The organism is Pantoea sp. BJFS-204 (genome assembly GCF_049310725.1).
In the GTDB taxonomy this organism is placed as follows: domain Bacteria; phylum Pseudomonadota; class Gammaproteobacteria; order Enterobacterales; family Enterobacteriaceae; genus Pantoea; species Pantoea agglomerans.
Genome location: NZ_JBMOWE010000002.1, coordinates 276,554 through 293,002 on the forward strand (window position 1 = coordinate 276,554; position 16,449 = coordinate 293,002).

Annotated in this window: 12 protein-coding genes; 6 read left to right on the forward strand and 6 right to left on the reverse strand. The window is 56.0% G+C overall.

What is annotated here, in order from left to right; translation table 11 throughout:
• Positions 1–3: 3 nt before the first annotated feature.
• The 3 genes from lolA to lrp all read right to left on the reverse strand — a co-directional run bounded on the left by lolA (position 4) and on the right by lrp (position 4,957).
• Positions 4–615 (reverse strand): outer membrane lipoprotein chaperone LolA, encoded by a 612-nt coding sequence (gene lolA / locus ACO6VX_RS08015; protein WP_003849334.1) that lies wholly within the window; start codon positions 613–615, stop codon positions 4–6.
• A gap of 177 nt (positions 616–792) precedes the next feature.
• Positions 793–4,344, reverse strand: coding sequence for a DNA translocase FtsK 4TM domain-containing protein (locus ACO6VX_RS08020; protein WP_422458059.1), 3,552 nt, complete (start codon positions 4,342–4,344; stop codon positions 793–795).
• 118 nt (positions 4,345–4,462) lie between these two features.
• Positions 4,463–4,957 carry a leucine-responsive transcriptional regulator Lrp gene (gene lrp / locus ACO6VX_RS08025; RefSeq protein ID WP_006118610.1) on the reverse strand — a complete coding sequence of 165 codons (495 nt, stop codon included), beginning with the start codon at positions 4,955–4,957 and terminating at the stop codon, positions 4,463–4,465.
• A gap of 520 nt (positions 4,958–5,477) precedes the next feature.
• Between lrp and trxB the strand changes: the two genes are divergently transcribed.
• The 5 genes from trxB to infA all read left to right on the forward strand — a co-directional run bounded on the left by trxB (position 5,478) and on the right by infA (position 11,379).
• Positions 5,478–6,446, forward strand: a complete 969-nt coding sequence (trxB, locus tag ACO6VX_RS08030; RefSeq protein WP_003849329.1) for a thioredoxin-disulfide reductase — start codon at positions 5,478–5,480, stop codon at positions 6,444–6,446.
• A gap of 143 nt (positions 6,447–6,589) precedes the next feature.
• Positions 6,590–8,359: a heme ABC transporter permease/ATP-binding protein CydD gene (cydD, locus tag ACO6VX_RS08035; protein ID WP_064690077.1), complete on the forward strand. Its 1,770-nt coding sequence runs from the start codon at positions 6,590–6,592 to the stop codon at positions 8,357–8,359.
• Positions 8,359–10,089: a heme ABC transporter ATP-binding protein/permease CydC gene (gene cydC / locus ACO6VX_RS08040; RefSeq protein WP_422458060.1), complete on the forward strand. Its 1,731-nt coding sequence runs from the start codon at positions 8,359–8,361 to the stop codon at positions 10,087–10,089. The genes cydD and cydC overlap by 1 nt, the downstream gene beginning before the upstream one ends.
• 33 nt (positions 10,090–10,122) lie before the next feature.
• Positions 10,123–10,815 carry a leucyl/phenylalanyl-tRNA--protein transferase gene (aat, locus tag ACO6VX_RS08045; RefSeq protein ID WP_010254921.1) on the forward strand — a complete coding sequence of 231 codons (693 nt, stop codon included), beginning with the start codon at positions 10,123–10,125 and terminating at the stop codon, positions 10,813–10,815.
• Positions 10,816–11,160: 345 nt separating this feature from the next.
• A complete protein-coding gene (gene infA, locus ACO6VX_RS08050) occupies positions 11,161–11,379 on the forward strand; it encodes a translation initiation factor IF-1 (protein WP_002211347.1) in 219 nt (72 codons plus the stop codon).
• Positions 11,380–11,465: 86 nt separating this feature from the next.
• Here the strand turns inward: infA and clpA are convergent, their stop codons facing one another.
• Both clpA and clpS read right to left on the reverse strand, forming a co-directional pair.
• Positions 11,466–13,742, reverse strand: coding sequence for an ATP-dependent Clp protease ATP-binding subunit ClpA (gene clpA / locus ACO6VX_RS08055; protein ID WP_010254457.1), 2,277 nt, complete (start codon positions 13,740–13,742; stop codon positions 11,466–11,468).
• A gap of 52 nt (positions 13,743–13,794) precedes the next feature.
• A complete protein-coding gene (gene clpS / locus ACO6VX_RS08060) occupies positions 13,795–14,115 on the reverse strand; it encodes an ATP-dependent Clp protease adapter ClpS (RefSeq protein ID WP_010254453.1) in 321 nt (106 codons plus the stop codon).
• A gap of 316 nt (positions 14,116–14,431) precedes the next feature.
• Here clpS and cspD point away from each other — a divergent pair, with 316 nt between their 5' ends.
• On the forward strand, positions 14,432–14,653 hold the full coding sequence (gene cspD, locus ACO6VX_RS08065; protein WP_010254451.1) for a cold shock-like protein CspD: 222 nt from the start codon (positions 14,432–14,434) through the stop codon (positions 14,651–14,653).
• Positions 14,654–14,726: 73 nt separating this feature from the next.
• Here the strand turns inward: cspD and ACO6VX_RS08070 are convergent, their stop codons facing one another.
• Positions 14,727–16,364, reverse strand: coding sequence for a DUF2813 domain-containing protein (locus ACO6VX_RS08070; RefSeq protein WP_422458061.1), 1,638 nt, complete (start codon positions 16,362–16,364; stop codon positions 14,727–14,729).
• Positions 16,365–16,449 lie beyond the last annotated feature (85 nt).

Below are 16,449 nucleotides of genomic sequence, written 5' to 3' on the forward strand. Positions count from 1 at the left end.
ACCTCACTGACGTTGGTCGTCCACCGTCACGCCTTTTGGCGGTGTGAACGTGAATTTATCCGGGCTGATAGCGCCATTCTGCTGGCTTTTCAGCTGGTAATCGCTGCGCTGGCCATCCTGCTCGATAGCACTGAAGCGGTTGATGGTCCCGCTGGACGTCACCTGGATGGTGAACTGTTTCAGGTTGCCGTCGCTGTTCTTAGGTGTCAGTTCAAAATTGTCACCCTGCTGTTTGATATTGTACTGCTTCCAGTCATTTGACTGGTTGCGGGCAATCAGCATAAAGGGCGTGTTGCTGGTCGCATTCTGCAACAGGCTGACTGTCGCCTGCTCAACAAACGGGTTGTAGAACCACAGCGATTTACCGTCGGAGATGATGATGCTTTCGTCCGGCGCGGTCATGTGCCAGTTAAACAGGCTGGGACGTTTTACCCACAATTCGCCTTCGCCGTCCTGCACATTCGCGCCGCTGCTGTCGGTCACTTTTTGGGTGAAGCTGGCGTGGAAGCTGCTGACCTTGTTCAGGCGCTGTTGCAGATCACTGGAAGCATCAGCCAGAACGCTGGCTGAAGAAAAGGTGGCCAACAGGCCCAGAGCGATTACGCGTAATTTCATCTGCTTCAATTCCTTATTTAAACGTTCCCATCGATAATTGCATTAAGCCTGGCCGCCGTTCCGCCATCAGAACAGAGGAAAAAACCGAAAGCTGATTCAGATATGGGGTTTAACCGCATAAAAACAATGAGCCAGTCGGAACTGGCTCATTGCGTTGTGTTTCAAAACATTTAGCCACTACATATCGTGTGGCGGTGGCGACAGCACTTCACGGTTACCATTGTGTCCAGGTGCAGAAACGATGCCCTGCGCTTCCATCTGTTCAATGATACGTGCCGCGCGGTTATAGCCGATGCGGAACTGACGCTGAACGCCTGAAATCGACGCACGGCGCTTATCGACCACAAAACCGACCGCCTGATCGAACAGCGGATCGAGCTCTTCATCACTGTCGATGCCACCGGCATTTTCGCTCTCTTCGCCCGCCGTAATGCTGTCGATATATTGCGGACGACCACGCGCTTTCCAGTCCTGAACCACTGCATGCACTTCCTGGTCACGAACAAACGCACCGTGAACACGAATCGGCAGCGAGGAGTTTGGCGGCATGTAGAGCATGTCACCCATACCCAGCAGTGACTCCGCGCCGCCCTGATCGAGAATGGTACGTGAGTCAATTTTGCTGGAAACGGTAAAGGCGATACGCGTCGGAATGTTCGCTTTGATCAGGCCGGTAATGACATCCACAGATGGACGCTGTGTCGCCAGTACCAGATGGATGCCGGCAGCACGGGCTTTCTGTGCCAGGCGGGCAATCAGCTCTTCCACCTTTTTACCGACTGCCATGATCAGGTCAGCAAACTCATCGACCATCACCACGATGTAAGGCAGTTTCTCCAGAACCGGCGGCGTCATATCCATGCTGTCGCCCGGCTTCCAGAACGGATCGGGAATCGGACGACCCATCGCTTCGGCCTGTTCCACTTTTTCGTTGTAGCCCGCCAGATTACGCACGCCCAGCGCCGACATCAGCTTGTAGCGACGCTCCATTTCACCGACGCTCCAGCGCAGCGCATTGGCAGCATCCTTCATGTCTGTGACCACTTCGGTCAGCAGATGCGGAATACCTTCATAGACCGACAGCTCAAGCATTTTCGGGTCGATCATGATGAAGCGAACTTCTTCCGGCGTCGCCTTATACAGCATGCTGATAATCATGGCGTTCACGCCCACAGATTTACCGGAACCGGTGGTACCGGCGACAAGTAAGTGTGGCATTTTCGCCAGATCGGCCACCACCGGCTGACCGGCAATGTCTTTACCCAGCACGACGGCCAGTGGTGAAGGGTTGTCGCGGAATTTAGGGCAATCCAGCACTTCACGCAGATAGACGGTCTGACGATGCTTGTTTGGCAGTTCCAGACCTACGTAGGGTTTGCCTGGGATCACTTCCACCACACGAACCGCTACCGTCGACAGCGAACGCGCCAGATCGCGGGACAGGTTGGAGATACGCGCCGCTTTCACGCCCGGTGCCAGGTCAAGTTCGAAACGGGTAATAACCGGGCCAGGCGAGATACCGACCACCTCCGCTTTGACGCGATAATCGCCTAAGCGCGACTCCACCAGACGGGCAGTCTGCTCCAGCGAGAACATATCAACCGGCTCTTCCTCTTCAGGCGGTGCGGTCAGCAGATCCAGCGAAGGCAGTGGCGTGGAGGGTTTCTCCAGCGGCTGCTCATGGCGCATCAGGAACGGATGAATCAGGCTGTCGTGCAGTGAAGGTTTCGCCTCTTCCACCGGCTGAACAGGCGCTGCCGCTGGCGTGCCATAGCCAGGCGCAGCGTAAGCCGGAACCTGAGGAGCCGCAGGGGCACCATAAGCGGGTGCAGAGGTTGCCGCAGGCGCAGCATAGTCAGGTTCAGACGGTGCTGCCGGGGCGCTATAGGCAGGCTCTGCCGGGGCAAAGCTCGCTGGTGCAGGAACATGAGCCGGAGCCTGAGGTCTTGAAACCTCACTCACCTGCTGCCAGGGTTCGTGTGAAACCGCTGGGGCTTCAGGTTCTGGCGTCGCCGCAATGGTAAACAGCGGTTCAGAAGGACCGTCATCCACCAGATCTTTCATCGGTGAAAAATCAAACGCTGAGGCGGTATCAATATTGAATACCGGCTCTTTTTTCACTTCTGGCTCATAGCGCTGCTGTTGCTGCTCGGCGAACTGACGGGCCAGTGCATCCTGCTGCTGTGCATCCTGTTCATCTTCCTCGTCCTGCTGCCAGCTGGTGCCGTAACGCTGCTGCTGTTCAGACTGGAAAGCCTGTCGCAGTTCAGCCTGCTGCAACGCCTCTTCAGCATCCGGAGTAGAGGAAACGGAGCCAGCACTAACCGGTTCGGTCTCTTCCGTTTTCGCTTTCTCTTCTGCCATGCGCTGAGAAGGCAGCTTAATGCCATAAGAGGCCAGCTCACGACGGGTTGGCAGTTTTACCGGGTTAGGACGCGGCAGTGCCGGGCCGATACCTTGTTTAACCTGCGGATTGAGATTGGTTTCAGGGGCTAAATCAAAAACAGGCGCAGTACGCGTTGTTGCCTGGGCTGCCGTTGCAGCGGCTGCCGCTGCCGCCGATGCCGCAGGGATGGCTGACGTATCCCGCCAGTTACCCATTTTAGGTTCATCATCGTCGTAAGCACTGAACGACGGCGTAGCCGGAGCGTCGTCTGGCATTTCAAAGTGATAAAGCGGTGGTGCGTCTGCGGGTGCAGAAGCACTCTGCGGCGGCGTCGGGGAGTTCGCCACACTCTGCGGAGCTGGCGCGCTCTGTGCGTACGCAGGCGCAGGTTGTGCAGACGGCGATGCAGGGATGGATGTCGCTGACGCGGCAGGCGCCGAAGCTGAAACCACAGCAGCAGCAGATGCGGCGACAGGTGCAGGCGTCACCGTGGCTGCCGGGGCGAGGGTCACCTCGGCGGCTTCAGCGGTAGCCGCGACTGCCGCACTGGTGGCTGCTGCAGCTTTAGCCAGCAGCGGATCCTGTTGTGACGTCGCAGGCTCAGCAGCTGCACGTGGGGCAGAAAGCAGCACATCATCATCCTGATCGGCGGCATGAAGCTCAGGCACATCCGCGTATTCACGCGCGTCCCGCTCGTCATCCTCTTCCTGCCAGGGTTCATCGTGACGTGAGCGGTTGCTGGCAAACGTCAGTACGCCCATGACTACGCCACCAATTCTTTCTGCAATGGTGAGCCATGACCAGCCAGTGTAAAGGGTAATGCCTGCCGCCCAGACGCAGAGCAGCATCAGCGTGCCGCCAGCCGGACTGAACCAGGGTGCAATAGCATTACTGACCAGGCTGCCGATCACGCCGCCCGAGGCAAAGTACCAGATATCATCGGCGTTCAGCGCCGCCATACCACAGGTCGTCACCACCAGCGCGAGGACGCCAATTAAGCGCAGCCCGACGGCAAAGTAGTCAAAGTAGTCCTGGCTGTCGCGCTGACGGAAAGCAATCCAGCACAGACCCAGGATGACGGGCGGAATGGCATACGCCATCACACCAAAGATGAAGAGTAAGGTGTCAGCCAGCCAGGCACCGACGCTGCCGCCGATATTGTGGATAGGTTCATGCCAGGCCGTTTGCGACCAGCTCGGGTCGGAAGGGTTAAAACTGACCAGAGAAACCATCAGGTAGATGGCAAACAGCGCCACCAGAATGAGCATCGCTTCCAGCAGACGACGTCCACTGCTCATCGATTGTAACGAAACGTCTTTATCTTCTGTATATTCCTGGCTCAAGAGGACTCTCCAGGTGCCTGTAAAGTAAGAAGCAACAGCGCCGGGCGAGCCCGACGCTGATCCTGTATGAATGCACAGGAGTGTACCGAAATCTCACAGGTTTTGCACCTGCCCCGCATCAGCGAGTTTTGATCACCAGTCGATTGCTCTGTTTAACCTCTTCCATCACCACATACGTACGCGTGTCGTTTACGCCCGGCAGGCGCAACAGGGTTTCACCCAGCAGCTTACGGTAGGCTGACATATCAGGTACGCGCGTTTTCAGCAGGTAGTCGAAATCGCCGGAAACGAGGTGACACTCTTGAGTTTCCTCAAGTTTTTGCACAGCGGCGTTAAATTGCTCAAACACATCCGGTGCACCACGATTCAGAGTAATCTCAACGAACACCAGCAGCGACGCATCCAGATAGTGCGGGTTCAACTGCGCGGTGTAGCCAAGAATAAATCCCTGACGTTCGAGACGACGCACGCGTTCAAGACATGGCGTAGGCGATAAGCCTACGCGTTTGGAAAGCTCTACGTTTGAAATGCGACCATCTTTCTGAAGTTCATTCAGAATGTTCCTGTCAATTCTGTCGAGGTCTTTCCCGGGGCGTTTCTTATTGTCTACCATTATTATTGTCTCTCTTAATTCCTTCCCTTTACCTGCCACGCCCTGAAAACGCTCATTGTTCGGGGCATTTCTGAAGTGAGCTAACAGAGCCTGTGTTCTGACACCTATCGATATGACGCATGTTGTCTGTCCACATCATGCGTCATTATCCATATCAGGCTGCTTTTATTCGGCGTTACGTGCAAAACGGGCGATGAAAACCTGTTTTGTTCCGATAAATGTTATTCGCTTCTGATAATGTTTTCGCAAAAGCGCAGGCGATTGTCAAAGTAAAATCACCAAATTCAGGACAAGATGCCAGACAGTCCGCTGGGTATCTGTTTTTAAATGACTATTTTTCCACTATTGCACCCCTCTAACCCGAGTTTTGCCCCCTTTTGGCGCATTGGCCAGGCAAAACCGTCGCTCATCGTCTACGCCGTTTGCAGCTATCGTTAACAAAATTGCCTAAGCCTTGTCATTGTCGCCGGATATTCCCTACAATCGCAGGCTATGTCAGCCGAATGAAACTGAGGAACGCATGAGTACGGCCAAACACAGTAAGTTACTCATTCTGGGCTCCGGCCCAGCGGGTTATACCGCAGCCGTTTATGCTGCACGCGCCAACCTGAACCCGGTACTGATTACGGGTCTGGAAAAAGGCGGACAGCTGACCACTACCACCGAGGTGGAGAACTGGCCGGGCGACCCGCACGATCTGACAGGTCCATCGCTGATGGAGCGGATGCATGAGCATGCCGAAAAATTTAATACTGAGATCATTTTCGATCACATTCACACCGTCGATTTGCAGAACCGTCCGTTCCGCCTTACGGGTGACAGCGGCGAATACACGGCAGATGCCCTGATCATCGCCACCGGTGCGTCAGCGCGCTACCTCGGTCTGCCTTCCGAAGAGGCCTTCAAAGGCAAAGGCGTCTCTGCCTGTGCAACCTGTGACGGCTTCTTCTATCGCAACCAGAAAGTCGCGGTGATTGGCGGTGGCAACACGGCTGTGGAAGAGGCGCTCTACCTGGCGAATATTGCGGCTGAAGTGCACCTTATTCACCGTCGTGACAGCTTCCGCGCAGAGAAGATCCTGATCGACCGCCTGATGGAAAAAGTGCGCAATGGCAATATCGTGCTGCACACCCATCGCACGCTGGAAGAAGTGGTGGGCGATCAGATGGGTGTCACCGGTCTGACGCTGCGTTCTACCCAGAACAGTGATGAGACAGAAGCGCTGGAGGTGGCGGGTCTTTTTGTTGCTATCGGACACAGCCCGAATACGGCCATTTTTGAGGGTCAGCTGGCGCTGGAGAACGGTTACATCAAAGTTCAGTCAGGTCTGCACGGCAACGCCACTCAGACCAGCATCCCTGGCGTCTTTGCGGCAGGCGATGTGATGGACCATATCTATCGTCAGGCGATCACCTCTGCGGGCACCGGCTGTATGGCCGCGTTAGACGCTGAGCGCTTTCTTGACGGACTGGTTAAAAACGATCAGTAAGTTGTTAACCCTCTGATCTCAAATGTTCCAGGCGACGGTTTTTCCGTCGCCTTTTTTATTGCTCTCATGCTAGATTCTTGCGCCTGAAGAGATGGAAATGTCTTTCCATTTTCACCCGTCATCGACATTCATCATGGTCTCGCATGGACAAATCGCGGCAGCAGCATCTTACCCGCTGGCTTCGTCAGCAACGTCATTTCGCCGGTCGCTGGTTGCGACTCAACACCCTGCTGGGCATGGCAAGTGCACTTCTGATCATTGCTCAGGCGGGTTTACTGGCCTCGCTGCTGCAGGCTCTGATTGTTGACCAGCAGCCGCGTGAATCCCTGACTGTCAGCATCCTGCTGTTACTGCTCTGCTTTGTGCTCCGCGCCCTGATTAACTATGCCCGTGAACTGACCGGTTATCGTGCCGGACAGGCTATCCGTCAGGCTTTACGTCAGCAGGTATTAGACCGATTGTCTGATCTGGGGCCGGCGTGGATTCAGGGAAAGCCAGCCGGCAGCTGGGCGACGCTGCTGCTGGAGCAGATCGAAGAGATGCAGGAGTATTACGCGCGCTATCTGCCGCAGATGACCCTGGCGGTGCTGATCCCCTGCTGCATTCTGCTGACTATTTTTCCGCTCAACTGGACGGCGGGTCTGATCCTGTTTGCCACCGCGCCACTGATTCCGCTGTTTATGGCGCTGGTCGGGATGGGTGCGGCCGAGGCCAACCGCCGGAACTTCCTGGTGCTGGCCCGCCTGAGCGGTAACTTTCTCGACCGCCTGCGCGGCAGAGAGACGCTGCGGCTGTTTCATCGTGGCGCAGCGGAGCAGCAGGCGGTTGCCGCCGCCACCACCGATTTTCGCCAGCGCACCATGGAAGTGCTGCGCTTAGCCTTTCTCTCCTCTGCCGTGCTGGAGTTTTTTGCCTCGCTGGCGATTGCCGTGGTGGCCGTCTACTTTGGCTTCTCCTATCTGGGCGAATTGCATTTTGGTGATTACGGCCAGGGCGTGACGCTGTTTGCCGGCTTTCTGGTGCTGATCCTCGCCCCGGAGTTTTTCCAGCCGCTGCGCGATCTCGGCGCTTTCTATCACGCCAAAGCCCAGGCTGTAGGCGGTGCCGATGCCCTTGAAGCCTTTATGCAGGCGACGCCTGCCACCGCGCCGCAGGAAGGCCAGTTGCCCTTCACTGCCGATCGCTCAATCGCACTTACCGCCGAAGATCTGCGTGTCTGTGCGCCTGATGGTCAGGTGTTGTGCGGCCCGCTCTCTTTTACTGTCGCCCCCGGCGAACAGATTGCGCTGGTCGGTCAAAGCGGGGCCGGTAAAACGGCCCTGATGAACGCCCTGCTCGGTTTTCTGCCTTATCAGGGTTCGCTGAAAGCGAATGGCGTTGAACTCCGCGATATACGACGGAATGACTGGCATCAGCAGCTCAGCTGGGTAGGACAGAATCCTCAGTTACCGGCCGCCACCTTGCGCGACAACATCGTGATGAATGCGGCCTGGGATGACGAGCGTTTTGCGGCACTGCTGGAGTCGTGCGGCATTAATGAGTTCCTGCCTCGTCTGCCCCAGGGCATTGACACCCTGCCAGGCGATGGCGGTAATCAGCTGTCGGTGGGTCAGGCGCAGCGGGTCGCGGTCGCGCGCGCACTCTATAAATCCTCGCATTTTTTGCTGCTCGATGAACCCGCAGCCAGCCTGGATGCGCTCAGTGAACGTCATGTGATGCTGGCACTTAACCAGGCGGCAGCCCGCCAGACCACGCTGATGATAACCCATCAGATTGATACGTTAAGTCACTGGCAGACCCTCTGGGTAATGGAAGCCGGTAAGCTGGTGCAACAGGGTAACTGGCAGCAGCTGTCGCAACAGCCGGGTGCGTTCAGTGAGATGCTGAAGCATCGTCAACAGGAGATTCGCTGATGTCCGCCTTGCGTCCTTTTCTTCGTCTCTGGCTGCGCCACCCTTATCGCCTGGCGCTGGGCATCGTGCTGGCGATTGTTACCCTGCTGGCCAGCATCGGCCTGCTGACGCTTTCAGGCTGGTTTCTGGCCGCCTCGTCAGTGGCAGGCGTAGCCGGTCTCAATACCTTCAACTATATGCTGCCTGCGGCAGGCGTACGTGGCGCCGCCATCATTCGCACTGCCGCACGCTATGCTGAACGGCTGGTCAGCCACGATGCAACATTCAGGGTTCTTCAGCATCTGCGTGTCCACACCTTCAGTCGCCTGATGGCCCTTTCGCCAGGCCAGCTTTCGCGGTTCCGGCAGGCGGACCTGCTCAACCGCTTCGTGGCCGATGTCGATACGCTGGATCACCTCTATCTGCGCGTCATCTCGCCGCTGTTCGGCGCACTGGTGGTGATTGTCGTAGTTACCCTCGGAATGAGCTTCATCGATGTTCAGCTGGCACTGACGCTGGGCGGCATCATGCTGAGTACGCTGGTGGTGATGCCAGCGCTGTTTTACCGTCTGGGATCGCCCGCAGGCGGCGCGATTGCCCGTGGGCGCGCCCGCTGGCGCTTACAGCTGATGCAGTGGCTGGCGGCTCAGGCTGAACTCACCCTTTACGGTGCCTCGCGGGACTGGCGTCAGCAACTTGATGAAGATGAACAGCGCTGGCAGCAGGCTCAGAGCCAGCAACAGCGCTTGCAGGCTGCGGCACAGAGCCTGCTGCTGCTGATCAGCGGCGTAACCGTCACACTGTTGCTCTGGCTCAGTGCGGCGACAATCAGCCAGCAGCAGTTGCCCGGCTCGCTGATTGCCCTGGTGGTGTTTTGCGCGCTGGCTGCTTTCGAGGCGCTGGCACCGGTTGCAGGGGCCTTTCTGCCCATGTCGCAGGTGATAAATGCCGCTCAGCGGGTCAATGACATTATCGATCAGTCACCCGCTATCACCTTTCCGGCAGATTCAGATGCCCGGCCAGGACGTCTCGCAGTCGATATCGATCAGCTCGACTTCAGCTATCCCGACCGCCCGGATAAGGTGCTGAACCGCTTTACCCTTAAGGTGGCAGCCGGTGAACACATTGCACTGCTGGGGCCGACCGGCTGCGGCAAATCCACTCTGCTGGCGCTGTTGACCCGTGGCTGGGATAGCCAGCGCGGTGTCATCAGCCTGAATGACCTGCCGATCACCGCATGGTCAGAGCCAGCGCTGCGTCAGCGCATCAGCGTGGTGACTCAGCGGGTTCATCTCTTCAGTCAGAGCCTGCGTGATAACTTACTGCTGGCCTGTCCCGATGCTACTGATGAGCAGTTACGCCGCGTGCTGAATGACGTCGGCCTGCAGCGCCTGCTTGAGAGCCCGGAAGGATTAAACGCCTGGATGGGAGAAGGCGGTCGCCCGCTGTCAGGCGGCGAACTGCGTCGGCTGGCGCTGGCGCGTGCGTTAATGCATAACGGCGATCTCTGGCTGCTGGATGAACCCACCGAAGGACTGGATGCCACAACCGAGCAGCATATCCTCACCCTGCTGCAGCGGCTGACCGCTGGCAAGACCGTGATAATGGTCACCCACCGTCTCAGCGGCCTGGAGCAGATGGATCGCATCTGCGTGATGGATAATGGCGTGATTGTGGAACAGGGAAGTCATGCCGAATTAATCTCAAAAGCGGGTCGGTACTGGCGTTTCCGACAGCGGATTGCGCTATAGTCTTAGCGAAATGCTGATAGGTAACAAAACGCGATGAGACTGGTACAACTGTCACGGGAATCTTTGCAATTTCCCCCACCGGAGATGGCGCTGCGCGAGCCAAACGGCCTGCTGGCCATGGGGGGTGATCTCTCCCCTGCCCGGTTACTTAACGCTTATCAGCGCGGCATCTTTCCGTGGTTTTCTTCTGGCGACCCGATTCTCTGGTGGTCGCCCGATCCCCGTGCAGTGCTGTTGCCTGAGCAGTTTCATCTCAGCCGGAGCATGAAGCGTTTCCACAGCCGTTCGCCCTATCGGGTGACGATGAATGAGTCATTTGCCGAGGTGATCGAGGGCTGTGCCACCGGTCGCGAGGAAGGCACCTGGATCACCTTTGAAATGAAGCGCGCCTGGTTGCGATTGTATGAACTGGGCCACGCCCACTCCATTGAGGTGTGGGATGAACATCAGCTGGCAGGTGGCATGTATGGGCTGGCGATGGGGCAAATCTTCTGCGGCGAATCAATGTTCAGCCGTCAGCAGAATGCGTCAAAAACCGCACTTTGGGTATTTTGTCAGCATTTCCTCAGACATCAGGGCCGTCTGGTGGATTGTCAGGTACTTAACCCTCATACGGCCTCTTTGGGGGCGCAGGAGATACCGCGCGCTGACTATCTGCAATATGTACAAAGCCTTGCGTGCCAGCCTGTCAGCGATGGCTGCTGGCAGACACAAACCCTTTTTTAGTCGCACAGAGATGTTTTGCACACATAAAGGCGTATTAAGTGGTATAATGGTCGAGTTTGGTATGTCGTCCGCGCTTCGCAATAACGAGCCGGAATTGCCAGGCTGGGAATCTCAACGCACTCTCGGAACTGTTTTCAATCGTGCGCGTGTAACCGGTTGATACAGATTCTTAGCCCGCTAATCCCCCGCAGACGTCACATAAACACCCTAATTTTACCGGATGCGCGCGACTGACGTGCACCCCGGCAAAGCGTTGGCAAAATCGCCGACGGTTCTTTACATAAATCGTTGAATTGGGCATTATCTTGCCGGTTCAACTGAAAGGTAGTACACCCAGAGGATTCGATGGCCAAAGAAGACAATATTGAAATGCAAGGTACCGTACTGGATACGTTACCTAACACCATGTTCCGCGTAGAACTTGAGAACGGACACGTGGTTACTGCTCATATCTCCGGTAAAATGCGCAAAAACTACATCCGTATCCTGACGGGTGACAAAGTGACCGTTGAGCTGACCCCGTACGACCTGAGCAAAGGCCGCATTGTCTTCCGTAGTCGCTAATTTGCAGTAATCTCATCGCTCTGCAATTTGCAGCGAAAAAAAAGGCCGGATTTTAATCCGGCCTTTTTCATATCTGCAGCAGGTGATTAATGCACAGTGCCTTCGGTTTTGCGTTTTTCAGCACTCAGGAAGTGATAGGTCAGTTCACCTTTCTCACGATCCAGCGCCACTGACACCGAGCCGCCATCCACCAGCGAACCAAACAGCAGTTCATTGGCTAACGGTTTCTTCAGGCTGTCCTGCACGGTGCGCGCCATCGGACGAGCGCCCATCGCTTTGTCATAGCCTTTCTCAGCAAGCCAGTCGCGTGCTTCATCGCTGACTTCCAGCGACACGCCTTTGGCATCCAGCTGCGCCTGCAACTCGACAATGAACTTGTCGACCACCTGATGGATCACCTCTGGTGACAGGTGACTGAACCAGATAATGTTGTCGAGACGGTTACGAAACTCTGGAGAAAACATCTTTTTGATCTCCTCCATGGCATCGGTGCTGTTGTCCTGATGAATCAGGCCAATCGACTTACGTTCAGTCTCGCGGACCCCGGCGTTAGTGGTCATGACCAGCACCACGTTGCGGAAGTCCGCTTTGCGACCGTTGTTGTCGGTCAGCATACCGTTATCCATCACCTGCAACAGCAGGTTGAAGACATCCGGGTGTGCTTTCTCAATCTCATCCAGCAACACCACCGCATGAGGATGCTTAATCACTGCATCCGTCAGCAGGCCGCCCTGATCAAAACCGACGTAACCCGGAGGCGCACCAATCAAACGGCTGACGGTGTGACGCTCCATATACTCGGACATATCAAAGCGCAGCAACTCAATGCCCAGCGCTTTCGCCAGCTGCACGGTGACTTCCGTTTTACCGACACCGGTAGGCCCGGCAAACAGGAAGGAACCGACCGGCTTACGATCCTGACCCAGACCTGCACGGCTCATTTTGATCGCTTCCGTCAGCGCCTCAATGGCGTTGTCCTGACCAAACACCAGCATCTTCAGACGATCGCCCAGATTTTTCAGCGTATCGCGGTCGCTTGCTGACACGCTTTGCTCAGGAATACGGGCAATACGAGCCACCACCGTTTCAATGTCAGAGACGTTGATGGTTTTCTTGCGCTTACTGGCTGGCATCAGGCGCGCACGCGCACCCGCTTCATCAATCACATCAATCGCCTTGTCAGGCAGATGACGGTCGTTGATATATTTCACCGCCAGTTCCACGGCTGCGCGCACCGCTTTCGCGGTATAGCGCACATCGTGATGCGCTTCGTACTTGGTCTTCAGGCCATTCAGGATCTGCACGGTCTCTTCTGGTGAAGGCTCCGTGATATCGATCTTCTGGAAGCGACGTGCCAGGGCACGGTCTTTTTCAAAGATGTTGCTGAATTCCTGATAGGTGGTGGAACCCATCACCCGAATCTTGCCAGAGGAAAGAAGAGGTTTGATCAGGTTCGCAGCATCGACCTGGCCGCCGGATGCAGCACCCGCACCGATGATGGTATGGATCTCATCGATAAACAGAATGCTGTGTTCGTCCTGCTCCAGCTGCTTCAGCAGCGCTTTGAAACGTTTTTCAAAGTCACCACGGTACTTGGTGCCGGCTAATAACGAACCGATATCCAGCGAGTAGATCGTGCAGTCTTTCATCACTTCCGGTACATCGCCCTGCTCTATGCGCCAGGCGAGACCTTCAGCAATGGCGGTTTTACCCACACCCGACTCACCCACCAGCAGCGGGTTATTTTTACGGCGACGACATAGCACCTGAACGGTACGTTCCAGCTCTTTATCGCGACCAATCAGTGGATCAATACCACCGACGCGAGCAAGCTGATTAAGATTGGTGGTGAAGTTTTCCATACGCTCCTCCCCGCCTGCTTGCTCTTCGTTAACCGGATTTTCTGCGCCTGGCGCCTGGCCGGACTCATCTTTACGCGTACCGTGAGAGATGAAGTTCACCACATCAAGGCGGCTCACTTCATGTTTGCGTAGCAGATAGGCCGCTTGCGACTCCTGCTCGCTGAAAATGGCGACCAGCACATTCGCACCGGAGACTTCGCTGCGACCGGATGACTGGACATGGAAAACCGCACGCTGCAGGACGCGCTGGAAGCTAAGCGTGGGTTGTGTATCACGCTCCTCTTCGCTGGCAGGCAGCACGGGCGTGGTTTGTTCGATGAAGGCTTCGAGTTCCTGCCGCAGAGCCACAATGTCCACCGTACAGGCTTCCAGTGCCTCTCTGGCCGACGGGTTACTGAGCAACGCCAGTAACAGATGCTCGACGGTCATAAACTCATGACGGTGCTCACGCGCTCTGGCGAAAGCCATATTTAAACTGAGTTCCAGTTCTTGATTGAGCATTAGGCACCTCCCCCAATTATCGCCCTTACCTGTTTCCTATATGGAGACGGGTTCAGGCCTTTTCCAGCGTACACAGCAACGGATGATGATTTTCCCGTGCATAGTTGTTCACCTGGGCCGCTTTTGTTTCGGCGACTTCTGCAGTAAATACACCACAGATCGCCTTGCCGTGATAGTGAACTTTCAACATCAGCTGCGTTGCACGTTCAACATCATAAGAAAAGAACTTTTGTACAACGTCAATAACAAATTCCATAGGTGTATAATCGTCATTATTCAGAATGACTTTATACATAGAAGGCGGCTTTAACCCTTCACGTACTTTATCGTCGGCCAGATGTTCAAAGTTAAGCCAGTCGTTTGCGTTTGCCATAGTGTTCCGTTGAGATTTTGCTTTTAGCCTTTAAGTAGCTACATATTGAGAGTTTAACATGCCTGTCAAGCCGCATGCCGCTGCTGAAAATTTATTCAGAAATTCCCCTGCGCGACCTGCATCACAAAATTTGCAATAGCGTTAACTGCCTCAAATTTTGATGATTTTTTCCCCACCTGGCCCGGTGGTTTGCTTGACGTCAGCCGCGCTTTCTCTACATTCTAGCTGCACAGGCTGATTGAGTTTTAATCAAATCCGACTCACAGCTTCGATGACCTCACCTACTTATAAAATGTCTTGCGAGGGAAGTAAAAGCATGGAGACGGGCACAGTTAAATGGTTCAACAATTCCAAAGGCTTTGGCTTTATCTGTCCGATTGGCGGTGGCGAAGATATTTTTGCGCACTACTCCACCATTCAGATGGAAGGCTACCGCACGCTTAAGGCAGGCCAGCAGGTTCAGTTCGATGTCCATGAAGGCCCAAAAGGCAATCACGCCAGCCTGATCGTGCCGGTCGAGGTGCAGGCCGTGGCCTGACACATATCGCCTTTCTGAACAAAGACCCAAAAATGCCAGCCAGTGCCGCTGGCATTTTCCTGTTCGATGTCACCTAATCTGCCTGGCCCTGCGCCAGTCCAATCACCCGGGCAAACATCTGCCGCATCAATGGCGGGATGGCCTCTGGCCCGCGTTCCGCCGCCGACGTAGCCACTGCGATCGCCAGTTCCGGCTTGGAGCTCTGGTGAATCGCTTTAGTAATAATACGCCTGGAACTCATCGGAACGTTTAACGGCAGGTGCGCCATCTGATGATAGACATCCTTAAAGCCGTGCTGATAGAGAAAATTTTCCATATCCAGCGCCGGTAACTGCGTCAGAAAACGCGGCTCCGGTTCACCCGGCTCTAACTGAGTGCGTGCCGTACTGGCATATTTATTCCCCGCCTGATCACCGTCAGTCAGGACATGCCAGGCGATACCCATGCGCCGGGCAAACTTCAGTAGCGGTTTTAACCCCGACTGCGCAAACTCAATCACCTTCACGCCTTCAGCGGCGAAGTTGTAACCGCACTGCTGCGCCAGCTCATTCATGATCCAGACTTCGGTTTCTCCCTCCACCAGCAGCCAGCAACGGGCGAACAGCGCAGCAGGCCGGTTGACCCGAATATGGAAGCCGATGCGCCGGCTCTCTTCGGCACTCAGTCCCTCCGGACCGATGCGCCAGGCCGCTACGCGCGAGGGTCCACGCACCAGACGACAGACGTTTTCCACCGGCACCTGCGACAGCAGCTCCGGCGAATTAGTGGTGGCGATTTTTTGCAGCGGCAGCAGCCTCAGCAGATTCCATGCTACCGACAGCATAATCGGATGCAGCCGGGTTTCCGGATCTTCAATCAGCAGCAGCGGGCGGGCACCGGCGGCCAGCGGGACGTCTCCTCGTGCCTCAATCAGTAGGGTAAACATCTGCAGCAGTATCAGCTGACGGCTGCGGGAGTCGGTTCCGGCAATCAGCTGATTCAGGTGATCCAGCGCCCGCCATCCCTGTCCCCCCTCGCGCGTCTGCGGATCCCGTAGCCTGACCTCGTTGCCCGCATCGGGCGGCTGCACCAGGAAGTAGTGCTGCATCAGTTGCTGCATCGTCTTCAGCCCCTGCCGCAGCACCTCATCGCTGAGCTGTTGTGGATGGTGCTCCAGATCGCGCGCCAGCGTCTCCATACCCGCCAGTAGCTCAGGATGTGCGGTGGGGAGCGGTGCACTACTCCGCGTCCGCTTACTGAAACGCGCATCGCGCAATCGCAGAACCGGATACCGTTTCAGCAAAAGATCGATGGCCGCCGCGCAGTTCTGCTCAGGCAACAGCTGATAGTTCAGGTCAACAAAACGGCGGCGGGTTTCGATACCGCTGTCACGCCAGGTGGCGCTGACGCTGTAACAGAGCTGACGCTGGCCCTGAGCATCACGCTGCCAGAAGGTCGAGAGCAACGCATCCGGGTCTTTGCCGTCATCGCGAAAGTAGAACACCACCGACAGACGGCGCATCGCATCGGTCACATCGCCTGGGGTGAAATGGAAATCAGCCTCGGTAAAAACATAGGCCGGTTCATGGGGCGAAAGTAACAGGCTCAGGGCATCCAGCAGACTGGATTTGCCCCAGGCGTTCTCACCAATCAGCAGATTGGTCTGGGTTAAAGGCAGTGAGAGCTTATTGATGCCGCGGAAACCGCGAATGTCGATATGTTCCAGAATCATAGGCGTCCATCCTCAGTTTATAAACAGCATGGTTGCCGCCAGCGAGCCGGTCAAGCCGCTTTCTCAGGGTTTACTCCGTTACGCT